The sequence below is a fragment of the Pseudomonas sp. 22490 genome (assembly GCF_052044465.1).
In the GTDB taxonomy this organism is placed as follows: domain Bacteria; phylum Pseudomonadota; class Gammaproteobacteria; order Pseudomonadales; family Pseudomonadaceae; genus Pseudomonas; species Pseudomonas aeruginosa.
In genome coordinates, this window is record NZ_JBQENS010000031.1 from 39,418 (window position 1) to 57,617 (window position 18,200).

The 18,200-nt window shown below is 65.8% G+C and carries 17 protein-coding genes and 3 pseudogenes; 15 read left to right on the plus strand and 5 right to left on the minus strand.

All coding sequences use genetic code 11. The annotated features are described in order from the left end of the window. The first annotated feature begins 94 nt into the window (after positions 1-94). A complete protein-coding gene (locus ACTJJX_RS27415; RefSeq protein WP_058147920.1) occupies positions 95-2,365 on the plus strand; it encodes a helicase-related protein in 2,271 nt (756 codons plus the stop codon). Positions 2,366-2,408: 43 nt separating this feature from the next. Here ACTJJX_RS27415 and ACTJJX_RS27420 read toward each other — a convergent pair whose 3' ends face one another. Next, complete coding sequence (locus ACTJJX_RS27420; RefSeq protein WP_041104406.1) at positions 2,409-3,152, minus strand: hypothetical protein; 744 nt, start codon at positions 3,150-3,152, stop codon at positions 2,409-2,411. Positions 3,153-3,296: 144 nt separating this feature from the next. On the opposite strand from ACTJJX_RS27420, the pseudogene ACTJJX_RS27425 reads away from it, so the two are divergent. From ACTJJX_RS27425 to ACTJJX_RS27455, 7 genes and pseudogenes are all read left to right on the plus strand, one after another. Further along, positions 3,297-3,840: pseudogene (locus ACTJJX_RS27425) on the plus strand (hypothetical protein). Beyond that, on the plus strand, positions 3,837-4,484 hold the full coding sequence (locus tag ACTJJX_RS27430; RefSeq protein ID WP_017462933.1) for a hypothetical protein: 648 nt from the start codon (positions 3,837-3,839) through the stop codon (positions 4,482-4,484). The pseudogene ACTJJX_RS27425 and the gene ACTJJX_RS27430 overlap by 4 nt, the downstream one beginning before the upstream one ends. 9 nt (positions 4,485-4,493) lie before the next feature. After that, on the plus strand, positions 4,494-5,213 hold the full coding sequence (locus ACTJJX_RS27435; protein ID WP_041104411.1) for a TIGR03759 family integrating conjugative element protein: 720 nt from the start codon (positions 4,494-4,496) through the stop codon (positions 5,211-5,213). After that, positions 5,198-5,818 (plus strand): lytic transglycosylase, encoded by a 621-nt coding sequence (locus ACTJJX_RS27440; RefSeq protein ID WP_017462931.1) that lies wholly within the window; start codon positions 5,198-5,200, stop codon positions 5,816-5,818. Before ACTJJX_RS27435 ends, ACTJJX_RS27440 begins: the two co-directional genes overlap by 16 nt. Further along, on the plus strand, positions 5,815-6,348 hold the full coding sequence (locus ACTJJX_RS27445) for an integrating conjugative element protein (protein ID WP_077566030.1): 534 nt from the start codon (positions 5,815-5,817) through the stop codon (positions 6,346-6,348). Before ACTJJX_RS27440 ends, ACTJJX_RS27445 begins: the two co-directional genes overlap by 4 nt. An 8-nt stretch (positions 6,349-6,356) precedes the next feature. Continuing rightward, on the plus strand, positions 6,357-8,513 hold the full coding sequence (gene traD / locus ACTJJX_RS27450; RefSeq protein WP_440782033.1) for a type IV conjugative transfer system coupling protein TraD: 2,157 nt from the start codon (positions 6,357-6,359) through the stop codon (positions 8,511-8,513). Then, on the plus strand, positions 8,510-9,259 hold the full coding sequence (locus tag ACTJJX_RS27455) for a TIGR03747 family integrating conjugative element membrane protein (RefSeq protein WP_054414820.1): 750 nt from the start codon (positions 8,510-8,512) through the stop codon (positions 9,257-9,259). Before traD ends, ACTJJX_RS27455 begins: the two co-directional genes overlap by 4 nt. Positions 9,260-9,350: 91 nt before the next feature. Here ACTJJX_RS27455 and ACTJJX_RS27460 read toward each other — a convergent pair whose 3' ends face one another. Next, positions 9,351-11,702, minus strand: coding sequence for an AAA family ATPase (locus ACTJJX_RS27460; protein WP_440782034.1), 2,352 nt, complete (start codon positions 11,700-11,702; stop codon positions 9,351-9,353). A 110-nt stretch (positions 11,703-11,812) separates the two neighbouring features. Here ACTJJX_RS27460 and ACTJJX_RS27465 point away from each other — a divergent pair, with 110 nt between their 5' ends. The 3 genes from ACTJJX_RS27465 to ACTJJX_RS27475 all read left to right on the plus strand — a co-directional run bounded on the left by ACTJJX_RS27465 (position 11,813) and on the right by ACTJJX_RS27475 (position 15,276). After that, on the plus strand, positions 11,813-12,973 hold the full coding sequence (locus ACTJJX_RS27465; RefSeq protein WP_440782035.1) for a toprim domain-containing protein: 1,161 nt from the start codon (positions 11,813-11,815) through the stop codon (positions 12,971-12,973). 214 nt (positions 12,974-13,187) lie between these two features. Then, positions 13,188-14,699 (plus strand): MFS transporter, encoded by a 1,512-nt coding sequence (locus tag ACTJJX_RS27470; RefSeq protein WP_003830786.1) that lies wholly within the window; start codon positions 13,188-13,190, stop codon positions 14,697-14,699. A gap of 10 nt (positions 14,700-14,709) precedes the next feature. Then, positions 14,710-15,276, plus strand: coding sequence for a TetR/AcrR family transcriptional regulator (locus ACTJJX_RS27475; RefSeq protein ID WP_008786762.1), 567 nt, complete (start codon positions 14,710-14,712; stop codon positions 15,274-15,276). A gap of 19 nt (positions 15,277-15,295) precedes the next feature. Here the strand turns inward: ACTJJX_RS27475 and ACTJJX_RS27480 are convergent, their stop codons facing one another. Further along, on the minus strand, positions 15,296-15,454 hold the full coding sequence (locus tag ACTJJX_RS27480; protein WP_240326617.1) for a DUF6118 family protein: 159 nt from the start codon (positions 15,452-15,454) through the stop codon (positions 15,296-15,298). Between the two features lie 47 nt (positions 15,455-15,501). Here ACTJJX_RS27480 and ACTJJX_RS27485 point away from each other — a divergent pair. Further along, positions 15,502-15,945: pseudogene (locus tag ACTJJX_RS27485) on the plus strand (recombinase family protein); the annotation flags it as partial. A 49-nt stretch (positions 15,946-15,994) separates the two neighbouring features. Here the strand turns inward: ACTJJX_RS27485 and ACTJJX_RS27490 are convergent. Both ACTJJX_RS27490 and ACTJJX_RS27495 read right to left on the minus strand, forming a co-directional pair. Then, a pseudogene (locus ACTJJX_RS27490) lies at positions 15,995-16,633 on the minus strand (DEAD/DEAH box helicase); the annotation flags it as partial. A 139-nt stretch (positions 16,634-16,772) separates the two neighbouring features. Beyond that, positions 16,773-17,165 (minus strand): helix-turn-helix domain-containing protein, encoded by a 393-nt coding sequence (locus ACTJJX_RS27495; protein WP_430282947.1) that lies wholly within the window; start codon positions 17,163-17,165, stop codon positions 16,773-16,775. A gap of 31 nt (positions 17,166-17,196) precedes the next feature. Here ACTJJX_RS27495 and ACTJJX_RS27500 point away from each other — a divergent pair, with 31 nt between their 5' ends. Genes ACTJJX_RS27500 through ACTJJX_RS27510 form a run of 3 tightly spaced genes read left to right on the plus strand, consistent with a single transcriptional unit; the run spans position 17,197 to position 18,189 of the window. After that, complete coding sequence (locus ACTJJX_RS27500) at positions 17,197-17,562, plus strand: RAQPRD family integrative conjugative element protein (protein ID WP_054414810.1); 366 nt, start codon at positions 17,197-17,199, stop codon at positions 17,560-17,562. After that, on the plus strand, positions 17,559-17,798 hold the full coding sequence (locus ACTJJX_RS27505; protein WP_033986599.1) for a TIGR03758 family integrating conjugative element protein: 240 nt from the start codon (positions 17,559-17,561) through the stop codon (positions 17,796-17,798). Before ACTJJX_RS27500 ends, ACTJJX_RS27505 begins: the two co-directional genes overlap by 4 nt. A 22-nt stretch (positions 17,799-17,820) precedes the next feature. After that, positions 17,821-18,189, plus strand: a complete 369-nt coding sequence (locus ACTJJX_RS27510) for a TIGR03745 family integrating conjugative element membrane protein (protein WP_054414808.1) — start codon at positions 17,821-17,823, stop codon at positions 18,187-18,189. Positions 18,190-18,200 lie beyond the last annotated feature (11 nt).

Here is an 18,200-nt window from a genome sequence, read left to right on the forward strand (position 1 = left end):
ATCCAGCGGCCTCGCGCCGCTTCTTTCTTCCCACCCAGGGGCATGTCACCGCCCCGTGGGGGAGGTGCATGCCCCATTGCTTTGGAGCATCACCATGTCCCTCGATCTCGAAACCGTTCCCGAAACCGCTGTGCAGGGCGACCTGCTCGAAGCGGCCGCTTCACCCCTCACGCTCAGCCTGCAGGACTTCGTGTCCGAGTTCGGCGACGAGCTGCTCGACTCGCTCAACCGCGCCAATCCTCCGGTCTACACCGGCGAGGTGCGGGTGCATCGGCAACTGATCCTCGCCGCGCTCAAGCGCAAGCTGTTCCCGGCGCAAGCCGATGTGGTCCACGCTGTCACCGAGCTGTTGGTCGATCGCGGCGAACGCGCCGCGATCGTCAATGGCGAGATGGGCTGCGGCAAGACGACGGTGGGTATTGCCACCGCCGCCGTGCTCAACGCCGAAGGCTACCGCCGCACCCTGGTGCTCTCGCCACCCCACTTGGTCTACAAGTGGCGGCGCGAAATCCAGGAGACGGTGGCCGGGGCCAAGGTCTGGGTGCTCAACGGCCCGGACACGCTGGTCAAGCTGCTGAAACTGCGTGAGCAGTTGGGCGTGCCGGCGCAGGGCCAGGAGTTCTTCGTCCTGGGCCGCGTGCGGATGCGGATGGGGTTCCACTGGAAGCCTGTCTTCGTTCGGCGGCGCACGCCTCACGGCGACGTGGGGGCCTGCCCGGCTTGCGGGCATGTCATCACCGACCTGGACGGCGAGCCTGTCAACACCATCGATCTAGAAGCGGAAGAGTCCCGCCGTAAATGCAGCCACTGCACCTCACCGCTGTGGACGCTGATCCGTCCCAGAGGTCTGTCCGCCAGCGACCAGTCCTCGACCGTGCTCAAGGCACTGAAGCGTATTCCAACCATTGGCGAAGTGACCGCGCAGAAGCTGATGCAGAAGTTCGGTGACGCCTTCCTCGCATCGATGCTCGGGGACAACATCCACGAGTTCATCAACCTGATGGATGGCAACGGCGAGCTGGTCTTCTCGGACCGGCAAGCCCATCGCATGGAACGTGCGATGGCCAACATGGAGTTCGGCTTCGGCGAGGGCGGCTACCAACCGTCCGAGTTCATCAAGAGGCAGCTTCCCCAAGGCACGTTCGACCTGCTCATCGCCGACGAGGCGCACGAGTACAAGAACGGCGGCTCCGCTCAGGGCCAGGCCATGGGGGTGTTGGCGGCCAAGGCGCGCAAGACGCTGCTGCTCACCGGCACACTGATGGGCGGCTACGGCGACGACCTGTTCCACCTGCTGTTCCGAGCCCTGCCGGGGCGGATGATCGAAGACGGCTACCGGCCGACGAAGAGCGGCAGCATGACGTCGGCCGCGATGGCGTTTATGCGCGATCACGGGGTGCTCAAGGACATTTATTCCGAGAGCACCGGCACGGCGCACAAGACGGCCAAGGGCACCAAGGTATCGGTGCGCACGGTCAAGGCGCCAGGCTTCGGTCCCAAGGGCGTGCTGCGTTGCGTCCTGCCGTTCACGGTCTTCCTCAAGCTGAAGGACATCGGCGGCAATGTGCTGCCGCCCTACGACGAGGAGTTCCGCGAAGTCGCGATGGACACGGCGCAAGCCGCGGCCTACCGCGATCTGGCGGGTCGGCTCACCCAGGAGCTGAAGCAGGCCCTGGCGAAGCGCGACACGACGCTGCTCGGTGTGGTCCTCAACGTGCTGCTGGCCTGGCCGGACTGCTGCTTCCGGTCGGAAACGGTGGTGCATCCGCGCACGCGCAACACCTTGGCGTTCGTGCCGGCTCAGTTCAACGAGCTGGAGGTGATGCCCAAGGAACGCGAGCTGATCGAGATCTGCAAGCAAGAGAAGGCAGAAGGTCGCAAGACCCTGGTCTATTCGGTCTACACCGGCACGCGCGACACCACGTCGCGTTTGAAGGCGCTGCTGGAGCAGGAAGGCTTCAAGGTGGCGGTGCTGCGCGCGAGCGTGGATGCCTCCCGCCGCGAGGACTGGATCGCCGAGCAGTTGGACCGTGGCATCGACGTGCTCATCACCAATCCCGAGCTGGTGAAAACCGGCCTGGACTTGCTGGAGTTCCCGACCATCGTGTTCCTCCAGTCCGGCTACAACGTGTATTCGTTGCAGCAGGCCGCCCGGCGCTCCTGGCGCATCGGCCAGAAGCAGCCGGTGCGCGTGATCTACCTCGGCTACGCCAACTCCTCGCAGATGACCTGCCTGGGGTTGATGGCTCGGAAGATCATGGTGTCGCAATCCACCTCGGGCGACGTTCCTGAATCCGGGCTCGATGTCCTGAACCAGGATGGCGACTCGGTGGAGGTGGCACTGGCTCGGCAGTTGGTGCATTGAGCGTTGCTGAACTTGGCGGCCCCTTCGGGGGCCGCTTCTTTCTTCAGCAAAGCCCGCGGGCTTCCCGTTCCTTGTCCCGCAGTTCTTGATCCAGCGGCGGGTAGTAGATCACGTCGGGAGGGGTGTCCGAGAACCAGGCCCACTTCAGGATGAAACCAGCGCACAGCAGGGTGACCGCCGTGACGATGGGCGCCCAGCCGGCCAGCGCCTCGACGATCGCGCCGATCAAGCCGACGCTACCGGAGATCCACTGCACGAGCAGCCAATCCGCCAGCGCCGCCAGAAGGGCTGCCGCCGTCAGCTCGCCGGCTCGCTCCCGAGCCAGTCTCTCGGCCTGCTTCTTCTGTTCATGTGCCTCATACATGCGGAACAGGAAATTGTCCTTCTCGCGCAGAGCCAGGTTTCGGAAGTCGCGTGCAGGTGCATATCCCAGTGGCCTCTGGTAGGCCGGCTCAGCCGAAGCCGTGAGAAAGCCCGGCAGCCAACTGAGGACGATAACGCTGATCTGACGCAGCACGATCAGGACGACGGGGATCACGATGGCTACCGCGAAGCTGAAGGCGACGACGAGGACTGCGACCCATCCCACATCACTCAGTAGCGCCTTGTCGCCGGCCGACCACTGCCACAGCCCTCGACCGGCACGAAGCATCATGGCCATGTCGAGGAACAGGACGAGGCAAATCAACCGCAACGCCCAGTGGGCATCCCAGGCTCTCTCCAGCGCTCCAAGACCTTTTTCGACAGCGGCGGTGCTGCCCGCTTTATCTGCATCGTCTTTCGCCAACTTCCTTCTCCTTGTTTGGGTGGTCGAACTGTGTAGCGAGCGCCCCTTCTTGGGGAAATGGGGCGCCGCGCGTTTCGGATTTTCGGCAGCCCGCGCAGCACGGTTCTGCAATGGTGCAGGCATCCCGTCACCGTGGGGTGCCACATGCTGCCGTCTTTGCCTCGTTTCCTCTGCATCTTCGTCGTGCTCAGCGGCCTGCTGTCCGGCTGCACGACGACACCGGCCACCCCTGACCACATAGAAGCGCCGCCACCCGACGAGCCAGCTTTGGAGCAGCGACTGGTGCCCGTGGCCCGCTACGGCCGCTACACCCTGGTCGAGCTGGTGCCGGAGCCCGCGCAGCGTGATCTCTTGCAGCAGGCGGTGGAGGTCTCGATTCCGCCCATGCTCGATGCCAGCGTGGGCGATGCCATGCGCCACGTTTTGCTGCGCTCCGGCTACCGGCTCTGCGNAGGCCGCATCGCTCTACGCGCTGCCGCTGCCCGCCGCACACCTGCGCCTGGGTCCGCTGATGCTGCGCGATGCCTTGCTGACCCTTGCCGACCCCGCCTGGGAGCTGTCGGTCGATGACTTGACCCGCCAGGTCTGCTTCAGCCGGCACGGTGCTCCCACCTTCCTTTCCGCCAACCCGCCCGGCACCGCCACGCCCGTGCCGGACGCCGACCGGCCCGAGGAGATGCAGCCATGACCTTTCCCCAAGCGCCATCCGAGCGCAATTCCCGCACGCGCTGGCTCAAGATCTCCGCGGCCTTCTGGCTGCTGCTCATCAGTGCCGTGGCACTCATCAACAGCGTCGGCCTGTCGCGGCTCGCCGAACAGACCCAGAGCAGCGCACAGGATGCGCAGGTCAACGCGCTGGGCCTGCGCGTGGCCGATCTCGAACAGCAGGCCGATGCGGACAAGCGCCGGCCGACGCCGATCAGCCAGGCCGAATTCGCCACCGCGCGGCAGGCGCTGGACGAACGGATGACGCGCATCGAAGAGGCCGACGAGGCGAGGGCTCTGGCCGTCGACCTGCAGACGCTGCAGGCGCGCGTGAACGGAATCGAAACCCGCCTGGAGAAGGCCCGGCAGGTGGCATCCGCCGCTCGCCCGCGCGCTCCGGTTGCGACGAAGCCCAAGGTGCCGGAGCCGCCGTTCCGGGTGCTCGGCGTGGAGCTGCGTGGAGGCGAGCGCTTTCTGTCGATCACCTCCACCGCCGCGGCCTCGCTCGCGGGCGCCCGGCTGCTGCGCGAGGGCGATGCCGAGGGCGGCTGGCAACTGCAGTCCATCGAGGCGCAGGCGGGTGTGTTCCAGGTGAACGGCCAGACGCAGCGCGTTGCGGTGCCGTAGGAGGTCGCCATGAACCTGCGGCCGTTGCTCGCTGCCGTCGTCCTGTTCGCCGCTTTCGGCGCATCCGCGCAGCCGGCCCCGGTGACGAATTCGCGCATGGTGCCCGCCCAGGTGCAGCCGGGCGCTGATGCGGCGCTCGACGAGCGTCAGGCGCGGGAGTGGGGGCTTCACCCCGAGGAGTGGGTACGTTACCGGCAACTGATGCAGGGGCCGCTCGGGGTCTATTCGCCCCAGCTCGATCCGCTCACGGCGCTGGGCATCGAGGCCCGCAGCGAGGAGGAGCGCAGGCGCTACGCGGAGTTGCAGGTGCAGGCCGAGGCCCGGCGCGTCGGCAAGACGCTGGCCTACCAGCGGGCCTACGACGCGGCGTGGCAGCGCCTGTTTCCCGGCCAGCCGCGCGTGAGCCTGCTCGGCGCCAAGGCGCAGGGTGCCGGCAACACCGGCTCCGGGCGCCTGGCGGTCTTCGTCAAGGCCGACTGCGCGCCGTGCGCGCAGCGCGTGCAGCAGTTGCAGGCGGCCGGCACGGCCTTCGATCTCTACATGGTCGGCAGCCGTCAGGACGACGCGCGCATCCGGCAGTGGGCCACCCAGGCGGGCATCGACCCGGCCAGGGTGCGCGCCCGCACCATCACGCTCAACCACGATGCGGGGCGCTGGCTGTCGCTCGGCCTCCCCGGCGATCTGCCGGCCGTGGTGCGCGAGGTGAACGGCCAATGGCAGCGGCAGTAGGTACGCCGGGCCGGGAGCGTCGGCCGTCCCGCGTCGCCATCCGCTGCGCCAGCGCCGCGCTGCTGCTCGCCACCGGCGGCTGGGCGTTGGCCGCTCTGGCGCGGGAAGTGCCGCCGCCGGCCTATCGACTGGCGGCGCATCGTGCAGACGTGCCGGCGGCGGTGCTGTACGCGGTGGCCTTGCAGGAGAGCGGCGCCAAGCTGCGCGGGCGTCTGATCCCCTGGCCGTGGACGCTCAACGTCGCCGGCACGCCGCAGCGCTATGCCACCCGCGCCGAGGCCTGCGCGGGGCTGCATCGTGCGCTCGCCCACACGCCGGCCAATCGCATCGACGCCGGCCTCGGCCAGGTCAATCTCGGCTACCACACGCATCGCTACACGCAGCCCTGCGAGCTGCTGGACCCGTACCGCAACCTCGCCATCGCTGCGGAAATCCTGCGCGAACAGCACACGCCGGGCGAGGACTGGCTGCTTGCCATCGGCCGCTACCACCGGCCCGCCGGCGGGGCACCCGCGGCGCGCTACCGGCGCAGTGTGCATCGGCACCTGACCCGCGTGCTCGACCCCGGCGTTCCCGTTCCAACCCTCCAGGCCAACACGCCATGAACCACATCGTCCTCATCGCCGCCATCGGTCTGCTGTCCACGACCACCGTCTTCGCCCAGACCGCCTCCGCGCCGCTGATCGTCGTCGAAGACCGCGGCGGCGACTCCGCGCTGCCGTACTACCAGTCGCTGAATCCTCAGCCGGATCAGGCCACGCCGCCGGCCCCGATGCCGGCCCCTCGCGCGGGCAACACGGCCGACGTCGAAGCCGCCATGCTGCCGGTGCGCTCGACGCAACTGTTGCCGGGCGAGGTGCAGCGCCGCGTCATCCGGGCGCCGGGCCTGACGGCGCTGTTCCTGATCGGCGACGACGAGCGTTCGCGCGCCTGGCTGCGGCAGCGGCAGGCGGCGCTGCGAGAGCTGCAGGCCGTGGGCCTGGTGGTCAACGTGGAGTCGATGGCCGCGCTGACGGCGCTGCGCAGGCTGGCTCCCGGCCTCACCCTCTCGCCGGCCTCCGGCGACGACCTGGCCCAGCGCCTGGGCCTGCGCCACTACCCGGTGCTCATCACGGCCACCGGCGTCGAGCAGTAGGTGCGCAAATGGCCCAACCGCATGCGGTCGAGGTGCTGCTGCGGCCAGCGGTGGAGCTTCATACCGTGGCGGTCTGCACCGGCGCCGCGATTCTGTGCCTGGTGGCACCGTGGTCGCTCGCGCTGAACCCGCTGCTCGGCCTGGGCTCGGCGCTGGCCTTCCTGACCTTCGGCGCGATTCGCCTGTGCGATGCCTGGGCGATCCTGCGCTATCGCCGCAACATCCGCCGCCTGCCGCGCTACGTGATGACCAGCCGCGACGTGCCGGTGAGTCAGCAACGGCTGTTCGTCGGCCGGGGCTTTCGCTGGGAGCAGCGGCACACGCACCGGCTGATGCAGACCTACCGGCCGGAGTTCCGCCGTTATGTCGAGCCGACGGCGATCTACCGGGCCGCCCGGCGGCTGGAGGAGCGGCTTGAGTTCGCGCCGTTTCCCGTCTCGACGCTGGCGCGTGCGCTGGCCTGGGACAGCCCGCTCAACCCGGCGCGGCCGCTGCCGCCGGTCGGCGGACTGCCGCGCCTGCATGGCATCGAGCCGCACGAGGTCGACGTCACCCTGCCGCTGGGCGAGCGCGTCGGCCACACCCTGGTGCTGGGCACCACGCGCGTCGGCAAGACGCGGCTGGCCGAGCTGTTCATCACCCAGGACATCCGTCGCAAGGTCCGCGGCGAGCACGAGGTGGTGATCGTCTTCGACCCCAAGGGCGATGCGGACCTGTTGAAGCGCATGTATGTGGAGGCCAAGCGCGCCGGGCGCGAAGGCGAGTTCTACGTCTTCCATCTGGGCTGGCCGGACATCTCGGCGCGCTACAACGCTGTGGGCCGGTTCGGGCGGATCTCCGAGGTGGCAACGCGCATCGCCGGACAGCTCTCGGGCGAAGGCAACAGCGCCGCCTTCCGCGAATTCGCCTGGCGCTTCGTCAACATCATCGCGCGCGCCCTGGTCGAGCTGGGGCAGCGGCCGGACTACCTGCTGATCCAGCGCCACGTCATCAACATCGACGCGCTGTTCATCGAGTACGCCCAGCACTACTTCGCCAAGAACGAGCCGAAGGCCTGGGAGGTCATCGTCCAGCTCGAAGCCAAGCTGAACGACAAGAACATCCCGCGCAACATGATCGGGCGCGAGAAGCGCGTGGTGGCCCTCGAACAGTACCTGTCCCAGGTGCGCGTCTATGACCCGGTGCTCGATGGCCTGCGCAGCGCCGTGCGCTACGACCGGACGTACTTCGACAAGATCGTCGCTTCGCTGCTGCCGCTGCTGGAGAAGCTCACCACCGGCAAGATCGCCCAACTGCTCGCACCGAACTATTCCGACCTGTCCGACCCGCGACCGATCTTCGACTGGATGCAGGTCATCCGCAAACGCGCGGTGGTCTACGTGGGCCTGGATGCGCTGTCCGACGCCGAAGTCGCGGCGGCGGTGGGCAACTCGATGTTCAGCGACCTGGTCTCGGTCGCCGGCCACATCTACAAGTTCGGCATCGACGACGGGCTGCCCGGCGCCGCGGTGAGCGCCAAGATTCCGATCAACGTCCACGCCGACGAATTCAATGAACTCATGGGCGACGAGTTCATTCCGATGGTCAACAAGGGCGGCGGTGCCGGCGTGCAGGTGACGGCCTACACGCAGACCTTGAGCGACATCGAGGCGCGCATCGGCAACCGTGCCAAGGCCGGCCAGGTGGTCGGCAACTTCAACAACCTGTTCATGCTGCGCGTGCGCGAGACCGCCACCGCCGAACTGCTGACGCGACAACTGCCCAAGGTCGAGGTGTATGCCACGGCACTGATGAGCGGCGCCACCGACAGCTCCGACCCGCACGGCAATACCGCCTTCACGTCCAACACCCAGGACCGCATCAGCAGCAACAGCGTGCCGTTGATCGAGCCGGCGCATGTGGTGGCGCTGCCCAAGGGGCAGTGCTTCGCGCTGACCGAGGGCGGCAACCTCTGGAAAGTCCGCATGCCGCTGCCGGCACCCGACCCCGACGAAGCCATGCCGAAGGATCTGCAGGAGCTGGCCGGCTACATGCGACAGCACTACGTCGAGGCGGGAGACTGGTGGGAGAACCAAGGCATCCCCGGCCTGCAGGACAAGGCGCTGCCCGACGACCTGCTGGACGACTTCAAGCAGCTGGCCGCCGCTGAAGAAGCCGAAGCATGAGCGATCCGGCCGTCGCGGCACAGCGCCAGCAGCAACGGCAGCAGGGGCTGATCGCCGGCCTGGTCACGCTGCCGTTCCGCTTCTTCGGCGTGCTGTGCGGCGCGCTGCTGCTGTGCATCCTGATCGAATGCGTCGGCATGCACTTCTTCTGGCCCGAGCAGGGCTGGCGCCACGCGCAGGGCATGCTGCACTACGAGCTGGACCAGCTCTCCACCCACTTCACGCGCAGCGCGCTGGTGCAGGAGCCGGGGCGCACCGCGCACCGGCTGGTCGAGCAGGGCTACGACTGGCTGTTCGTGAAAAGCGGCCTGCTGGACTGGATACGCGACGCCTCGGCCCAAGCCAGCGCCGGCAGCCATCGCCCGACCAAGGACTTCCGCTACTACCTGGGTCTGGTCTACGTGCATCTGGAGAGCTACCTGATCGCGGCGGCCTACACGACGCTGGTGTTCATCGTGCGGATGCTGGTGCTGTGCCTGACCCTGCCGCTGTTCCTGATGGCCGCCTTCGTCGGGCTGGTGGACGGTCTGGTGCGCCGGGACATCCGCCGCTTCGGCGCGGGCCGCGAGTCGGGGTTCATCTATCACCGCGCCAGGGCCAGCCTGATCCCGCTGGCCGTGCTGCCGTGGGTGACTTACCTGGCGCTGCCGGTGAGCGTGAACCCGCTGCTGATCCTGCTGCCCAGCGCCGCACTGCTCGGCCTGGCGGTGTGCATTGCGGCGGCGACGTTCAAGAAGTATCTGTAGCTGCAGCCCTGCGCCAAGTCAGATGAACGATGCCATCGTTTCGGTTCTCTGCTTCGTCAAGTACGTCAGCATTGGCGTGAACAAATACGTTTCAAGCAGTCTTCTTCTGCCTGTCTCGCAGAGACGCGGCCCAGTCCTTTAAAGCCTGGATGTCCTGAAAGAGATCAGTAGGTGGTGGCGGCGCGGCATTCCTACCGCTGGATGGATCGTGTGCGTCAACAATGTCGCAGCACTTCTTGAATCCGGCGGCGAAAGCATCGCAGTCAGCCTCGGTGAGCGCACTGACCTTCTTCAGGTCCTTGGCGTTGATGTAATCCCTGTGGCGTTGAATAACGCGGACGAAAGCGATGTCCTCCAGGCCGCGCTCCCATGTGGCGCGCAGCGAGTTGTAGAGCTTTGCCACCTCGACCGCGTACTCGTCTTCCTGGTTGTTGTCATGCAGCAGCTTCGCCGCACGTGCCGCCTTCTCCAGCTTGTCGATGCGATCTTCGACGCTCTGGGCCTTCCAAGGCAGGCCGTCGGCCACCATGCCGGCTCCCGCGGCGCCACGACTGAGCGTCGTGAGCCGCACTGCCCGCCCGGTCTTCGTCGCGTGGTCATTCAGATCGTTCACGAACACCAGATCATGCGTGAAGACGATGACCTGGCGGTTCTCCGCTTCTTCCACGAGACGCTTGGCCACCTGCCCACGCCAGCGATGGTCCAACGAGGACACCGGGTCATCGAAGACCAGAGCAGAGCGGTGCATTGCGGTGGCAAGCTCGGTCATGAAGGCGGCCAGCGCCACGCAGGTCTTTTCCCCTTCGCTCAGGATTTCGTGGACCTTGGCATCCGGCTTGGCGAAGAGGCGCACCTGATACTGCGGTGAGCCGTACTTGCCGCCGGAGCGCACGATTTCGACGCGAACCTTGGAGGCCGCAAGCCTGACAATCTCTTCCTGAAATCTGTCGCGCAGCCGAGGCGTAATCACGGTGTCGGCAATGTCGTTGCCCATCTTGGTGATGGTGTTCGTCGCCGTGTCGCCCGCACACTCGGTCAGAAACTGGATTGTCTTCAGCCGCTGGATTTCGTCAGTGACGACCGGCAGCATGCCGGCGAGCAGCGCCCGGTCGCTCAGCTCGGCGAAATCGGCTTCGAGCTTCTTGCGTTCATCCGCGTCAGCGGACTTGCGCAGCTCGGCGGCGTAGTTGCGGATCGTGGTCTGAAGCTGGCCGAGATCAGGCAGCGGCGACAGTGGAACGGGCGGAAGCTGTACCTCGCCGTTTCCGCCCAGGGCTTTGAGCAGAACGTGGCGCCGCAGCCGGGCTGCGGCGATGAAGCGGCGCGTCTGCTGCTGCAGCACTTCATTCTGAAGGCCCAGCTCGTCAAGACTGGCCTTCACCGCCCGCGTGCCGATTGCCCCGGCAGCTATGGTCTGACGTGCGGTCTGAGCTGCCTTCTCTGCCTCGCGTGCAAGCTGTTCCGTGTCCTTCTGTATGAAATCCTCGAAACGCACCATCCGTGCACGTGCCTCAGCTTCCAATGGCTGCTGGCAAAGCATGCAATGCGCGTCTTCGGCCGACGGCGGAAACGGCTGTCCGGGGTATGCGATCTCCGTCGAGTAGCGTCGGGCGGAATCCCATAGCGCCCGCCATGTCTCGCCGCCGACGCCGGCAAGGGGTTCGCCCGTGAAGGCCTTCTCCGCGGCAAGACGTGCGGCGCCCCGTTTCGACCGTGCGTCCCTGGCGAGGGCCGCGGCCGCCAGCAGTTCCTCATCGGTGGTTTTGGCTGCAACGCTGTTCACCGCGGTAATCAGCCGCATGACGTTGTCGGCTTTGACGGCCTGTTCCGCCGCTGCCTTGGTCGGATTCTTCGACAGGTCTTCCCGCAGACGCTCAAGACGGACGCTTTCGTCTGCCGAGAGCGCCGCCAACGCTTCGATCTTCTTTGCGTCTGTATTGGCGTTCAGCGCGGCAAGCGCCTTCCCCACGGCCGTGGTGGCCTTCCAGGTCGGCGCCGCAAAGATCGGATTGCGGGCCTTCTCAAGCTGCTTTTGTTCAGCCCCGAGGGCATCCTTCACCGCCTGACAGGCTGCAGCAAGCTCATCCGGTACGTCCAGACCGAAGGGCCGGAATGCAACCTCGTTCTTCTCGCGGATATGCACTGAGGCGCAGTCGCTATCGAACACGCTCACTGCAGACAGCGTTGCATGCGGATTTGCGCCGTTCTGCCACTGTTCGACCGGCTGCGGCACACCGCCGACCCCGTACTCGATGTTCGCGCCGACGCGCTTCGGGGGCTGATCGGCATACACATTGGGTTCGATCTTTCCGGCATGCCTTGCACGACATGCGCGCTTCAGGATGCGTGCGTAGCCGGACTTGCCCGCACCGTTGTCGCCGTAGATGATCGTGATTCCATTCGGCTCCAAGCCGAGGGTCTGACCGGCGGCAAGGTTGTTCACACCGGTCACGTCGGCAATCGACAGAAGCGATCCCGACCTGAAAGGCCGGCCCGACTACAGCAAGGGCCGCAGCGGCCCAGCAGATTCAACCACCGACAAGGAGTAACGCCATGACTGACCCGAAGAACCAAACCAACACCACCGATGCGGCGCTGCCGCCGGTCGATGACTACGCGACCGCCACCGAGGCGCTGCGCGAGAAGCTGGCCGATGCACAGACGCCCGGCTACCAGGCCGAATTCGACCCCGAGGAAGCCGAACGCGCCGGTGCGTTCGTGGAGGATGCCTTGAGCGAGCAGGACGCCACCGACAGCAACGCTGACCTGGTGGACATGCCGGGCGAAGAGCAGCCGGAGTTCCTGGACGACGAAGGCCCGAGCGCGGAAATCCCGACCTTCATCACCCGCACGAACGCCCGCGAGCGGTTCGGCATGAAGGACGGCGAGACGGTGCCCGAGGCAATCGCCATCACGTTGCGCCATGAAGTTCTAGGGCACTACGGAGCCAACACCTTCGCACCGGCCGAGAAGCGGGCCTTGCTCGATGGCGTGATCGCCGGCCGCGAAGAACCAACGCTCAAGCCGCTATGGGATGACATCAACGAACGCTATGCCGGCACGTCGCTGGACATGCGCGCCGAGGAAGTCATCCCCGCCTTCGACGTGGACGGCAAGCAGTGGACGATGCAGTACATCCAGGAGGACGGCACCAAGCGATTCGCCAAGGACTCGAAGAAGGAAGGATGCTTCCATCCGGTCGGCGGCATGGATGCCTTGGCCGCAGCGCCGGCGCTGGTGATTTCCGAGGGCTACGCCACGGCCGCGAGCAATGCCGAGGCGCTGGGCTTCGCTACCGTCGCCGCGTTTGACTCCGGCAATCTGCCCCACGTCGCCCGCGCCTTGCATGAGAAGTACCCGGACAAGCCCATCATCATCGCCGGCGACGATGACAAACAGCAGGAGATCGAGCGCGGCCACAACCCCGGCCGGGCCAAGGCCGAGGAAGCGGCGCAGGCGGTCGGCGGCAAGGCCATCTTCCCGATCTTCGCGCCAGGCGAGCAGGCGGGCGATCCCAAGGGCTTCACCGACTTCAACGACTTGGCCAACAAGAGCGAGCTGGGCCGCGAAGGCGTCAAGCGCCAGGTCACTACGGCGGTGGGCAAGGTGCTGATCGACGTTGGCCAGGAGCAGAAGGCGCAGAAACTGGAACAGGAGCAGAAGCGCGAGCAGAAGCAAGAGCAGCGGCCGAAGCGGGCCGCCAAGATCGGATAACCCCACCACCACCCTGCACCACTTCGCCGCCCCGCACTCCGGGGCGGTTTTTTTTGGCGTGCTGGCCAGGTCGGAGATCCACGCCGGCGAGATCCACAACGAGATCCACGCGGCCAAGTTGCATGGCCAAAAATAACCTAGCCTCACGGGCAGGCGCTTGATACTTTACTAACTTATCTGTAAAGTTTGGCTACTCTCACTGAATGGTGCTATCATGCCTGCCGCCCACTCGAACCGCTGGGTTCTTCTGGTGACCGTCGCCGCCGGTCTCCTGCTTATCGTTCTGGACAATTCGGTCCTCTACACGGCCCTGCCTACCCTGACGCGCGAGCTTGGCGCGACGGCAACGCAAGGGTTGTGGATCATCAACGCATACCCCCTCGTCATGGCCGGCCTGCTGCTCGGCACCGGGACGCTGGGTGACAGGATCGGTCACCGGCGCATGTTCCTCATCGGCCTCGTGCTGTTCGGTGTCGCGTCGATTGTGGCGGCCTATTCGCCTACAGCGGAAATCCTGATCGGGGCGCGGGCCTTTCTGGCGGTCGGCGCGGCGGCGATGATGCCCGCGACACTCGCCCTCATCCGCGTCACCTTCGAGGATGACCGGGAACGCAACATCGCCATTGCGATCTGGGGGTCGTTGTCGGTCGTCGGCGCTGCGCTCGGACCGATCATCGGCGGTTTTCTGCTCGGCCATTTCTGGTGGGGGTCGGTGTTCCTCATCAATGTGCCGGTAGTGGTCGCTGCCTTCATTTCGGCGCTGATCGTTGCGCCGAAGGTGGCCGGCGATGCGACCAAGCCTTGGGACGTGGTGTCGTCGTTTCAGGCATTGGTGGCGCTGTCGGCTTTTGTGATCGCGATCAAGGAATCTGCCCATGCCGGGCAGTCGTGGGCCGTCCCCGCTATTTCGCTGCTGGTTGCCATCCTCGCCGGAGCGCTGTTCGTCCGCCGGCAACTGCGCCTGCCGTTCCCGCTGCTCGACTTCTCGATCTTCCGCAATGCCGCGTTCACATCGGGCGTTCTAGCGGCCGCGTTCTCCCTGTTCGCCATCGGCGGTGTTGAGCTTGCTACGACGCAACGCTTCCAGCTCGTTGCGGGCTTCACGCCGCTGGAAGCCGGGATGCTGGTTTCGGCGGCGGCGCTCGGATCATTGCCGACTGCGCTGCTCGGTGGTGCATTCCTGCATCGTATTGGCCTACGTATCCTTATAGCTGGCGGGCTTGCGGCGGGATCGCTGGCGGTCCTGCTTGCGACATGGGGCATCACTCATGGCCTTGGCTGGCTGATCGCCGGTCTGGCGCTGACCGGTGCCGGCGTAGGTGCAACAATGTCGGTGGCATCAACGGCTATTGTGGGCAATGTGCCTGTGCATCGCGCCGGCATGGCGTCGTCGGTCGAGGAAGTGTCCTACGAGTTTGGCAGTCTGTTCGCTGTCACAATTCTCGGAAGTCTTTTGGCCTACCTCTATACGGTCAACGTCGTGTTCCCCGCCGGAACCTCGGAAGCGGCCCGCGACAGCATGGCGTCGGCGCTGGTCTTTGCCAACGAGGCGGGGGCCGATGGTGTTGTCGTGCGTCAAGCGGCAGGAATCGCATTCGACCACGCCTATACGGTCGTCATGTACGTGGCGGCGGGTGTTCTGGCCGTGGGTGCCCTGATCACCGGCATCCTGTTGCGGCGCTACGGTCCCGGCTCGCAATCGTCAGCCTATCCCACACAACACTAAGGAAGCCGACATGGCGAGAGCCAGCAAGCGCCTCGAAGTGCTTGAAGCCATTGTGAGCATCATCGAGCGTGACGGCCTCACCGCCGTCACCCTCGACGCCGTAGCGCTCGAAACCGGCATGACACGCGCCGGCCTTCTGTATCATTTCCCGTCGCGCGAAGCCCTGATCCTCGCCACCCATGAGCATCTGACTCGCTCATGGGAACAGGAGCTGGAAGCGAGCGCCGGCAACACCTCGGACAGGGCGACAGACGCCGAACGACACGCCGCCTACATCAACACCTGCGCAAGAGCTGCCCGGCGGGTCGAACTACTGCTCATGCTGGAAAGCTCCGACAATCGGCAGCTTGGCGATCTGTGGCAACAGGTCATCGACCGCTGGGCACCTCCTGCGCCGATTGGAAACGACGCTGCCGAGTTGGACAGGTTCATTTCGCGCCTTGCCGCCGATGGGCTGTGGATTCACGAGGCGCTGTCGTCGCGCCCGCTCCCCGAGCAACTGCGCAAGCGTATCGCGGCGCGCCTCGTCGCGATGGCCGCCGGACCTGTTGAGGCGGAAGAAAACCTCCCGAAATAACTGGTGTCCCCCCACAACCCTACTGCGCCGGTGCTGCCGGCGCTTTCACGGTGATGGTGCATTGCTGATCTGAACCGGCCGTGCGCGCGGCCTCGGCGCATTGCCCGATCGCCTCGGCATTGTCGCGCACGAGCTGCGAGGAATTTGAGTCGGGAGCCTTCCCATTTTGGCTAGGCATGGAACAATAGCCATTTTCCCTATACCCAAAATGACCAGGAGGCCCGCATGAAAGTCGCACGCATCTACCTGCGCGTGAGCACGGAGGAACAAGACCTAAGCCGGCAGGATGCCATCGTGGAGAGCACGAAGGCGGCCGGCTTTTACGTCGCCGGCATCTACCGCGAGAAAGCCAGCGGCGCACGCGCCGATCGCGCCGAGCTGCTGCGCCTGATTGCCGACCTGCAACCTGGTGAAGTCGTGGTTGCGGAGAAGATCGACCGAATCAGCCGCTTGCCGCTGGCCGAGGCCGAACGCCTGGTGGCCTCGATCCGGGCCAAGGGCGCCAGGCTAGCCGTGCCTGGTGTGGTGGATTTGACGGAGCTGGCCGCCGAGGCGAAGGGCGTGGCCAAGGTTGTTCTGGAATCCGTCCAGGACATGCTTTTGAAGCTGGCGTTGCAGATCGCACGCGATGACTACGAGGATCGGCGCGAGCGTCAGCGGCAACCTGTTTGCGCAGGGTGCGCTTGCAGATGGGGGCCAGCCGGTCACGCAGGCTGCTGAAGGATTGCTCTCTGCCAGTGAATTGCGAGCGGAAGCTATCAAGGTCTCCGAACACCCGGTCATCGATGAAGCTGACCAGCCCATAGAGTTCGAGCAGCGAGTTCTGCAACGGCGTCGCGGTCAGGAGCGCCTTGGAGTGAACGCGCGACAGCGCCTCCTTGAGGGTCTTGGCGATGACGTTGCTGGTTTTGTAGACGTTGCGCAGGCGATGCGCTTCGTCGAGGACGACCAAGTCCCAGTCGATGCCCTTGACATCGTCAGCCTTGGCCTTCGCGAACTGGTAGGAACAGATGATCGGACCGGAGGCGAACAGGAACGGGTTCCGCTGCTCCTGCTTGCGGATCGCGTTGTAGCTTTTGGCTTCGAGGATCAGCCCTTGCAGGCCGAACTTGTCCTGCAGCTCCTGATGCCATTGCTTGCGCAGGTTCGCCGGAACGATGATGAGCACCTTCCGCCGCCGTTCCGCCCAGCGTTGGGAGATGACCAAGCCGGCTTCGATGGTCTTGCCCAGACCAACCTCGTCGGCGAGGATCACGCCGCGTGAGAGGGGGTTGCGGCAAGCGAAGAGCGCGGCCTCGACCTGATGGGGATTCAGATCGACCTGCGAATCGACCAAGGTCGAAGCCAGCGACTCCACGGAGTCGCCTGCTGCACGCCTGGTCAGCAGCCAAGCAAAGTACTGGCTCTGGTGCGGCGTCAGAAGCTGCTGTGTCGTCAACGGCGATCCTCCCCTTGTTCTTCCCCGAGCGTGATTCGGCGGCTGGCATGGTCCGCGCTCACTCGGCCTCCGGCTTCTTCTTGTTGATGCTTTCGGCGATCCACCGATCCAGCTCCGAGCGGCGAAAGCGCCAGGTTCCCCCAAGCTTGAACGCCGGAATCTCTCCTTTCTGGGCAAGGCGATAGACCGTCCGTTTGCCGGCTTTGAGGTAGGCCGCGACTTCCTCCAGCGTGAGGATCTCGCTTTCGACTTCACTCATCTGAAAACCATCTGGTTTGGTCTTTCGTGACTTTGGATTGCCAAGTTTGCCCAATTCTACCAAAGGGTGGTAGGCGCTAGCCAACAAGAAATCCACCAGGCATTGCGCGAATGTCGGCCAGCGCGACCAACAAATCCGGGCATGCCGTAGTTCCCATTCCCTGCGGCGCAAAGCGAGAGAGCGCCACAGCATCTGGCCATCCGCTTCAACGGGGAATGGCACGATGGGACAGACCAACCGCCGCACATCCGCATGGCCTGCGCTTGCCGTGGTGTTGGCTGTGTCGTTCTCGGCGCTGCAGCCTGCCGCCGCTGCCGACAGCCTCGCCTCGGAGCGTGAGCAGCTCGCCGCGCTCGCCCGCCAACTCGACCTGATCGACCGCCTCGCCGAGCACGCCGCCAGTACCGCTCCGCAGGAACGCGCCCGCTACCACTTCGACCACGCCCGACTGCGTGCCGACCTGAAGCGCGTTCGCGCCGGCCTGCAAGACTACCTCGTGCCCCAGCGCGCCCAGCCGCGCGATCCCGTCCCGCTGGCCGGCGATTACGTTCGCCGTGACCGCGCCGACGACGAGGAGCCGTCGCCATGACGCCCTCTGCCGATCAGGTCGCCGCCTTCCAGGCTAGCGGCGGCTTTGCGCCTTCGGCCGTCGCTGCCGTGGTGCTGGGCTTCGTGTTCGCCGTGTTGCTGCTGTGGGGCGTGTGGGCCATGCGCACCGCCTACGTCGGTTGGGCCGAGCACCGCATCACCGAGCGTCAGTTCCTCGCCGTCGTCGTGCGCTTCGTGGCGATGTATCTGGTGCTGACCTTCTTTCTCCTCTCCTGACCGTCACGAAGGGCCATACGCCATGAACACTCCAACGGCATCCCATCGCATTCCGTCCCGCATCGCCGCTCCGCTGCTGCCGCTGGCGCTCGCGGGCCTGCCGCTGTCGACCTTCGCGCAAGGCCTGCCGACCATGGAGGACCCTTCGCGCGGCCAGGGCAGCGGCATCCTGCAGACCTTGCAGAACTACGGCTACGACATCGTGCTGCTGATCGCGCTGCTGGTGGTCGCATCGATGTTCGTCGGTGTCTGCTATCACGCCTACACGCGCTACTCGGAGATCCACACCGGCCGCGCCACCTGGGGCCAGTTCGGCCTGACGGTCGCCGTGGGCGCGATCCTGCTGGTGGTCGGCATCTGGCTGCTCACCAAGGCCACCGGCGTGCTGTGAGGGCGGCAAGC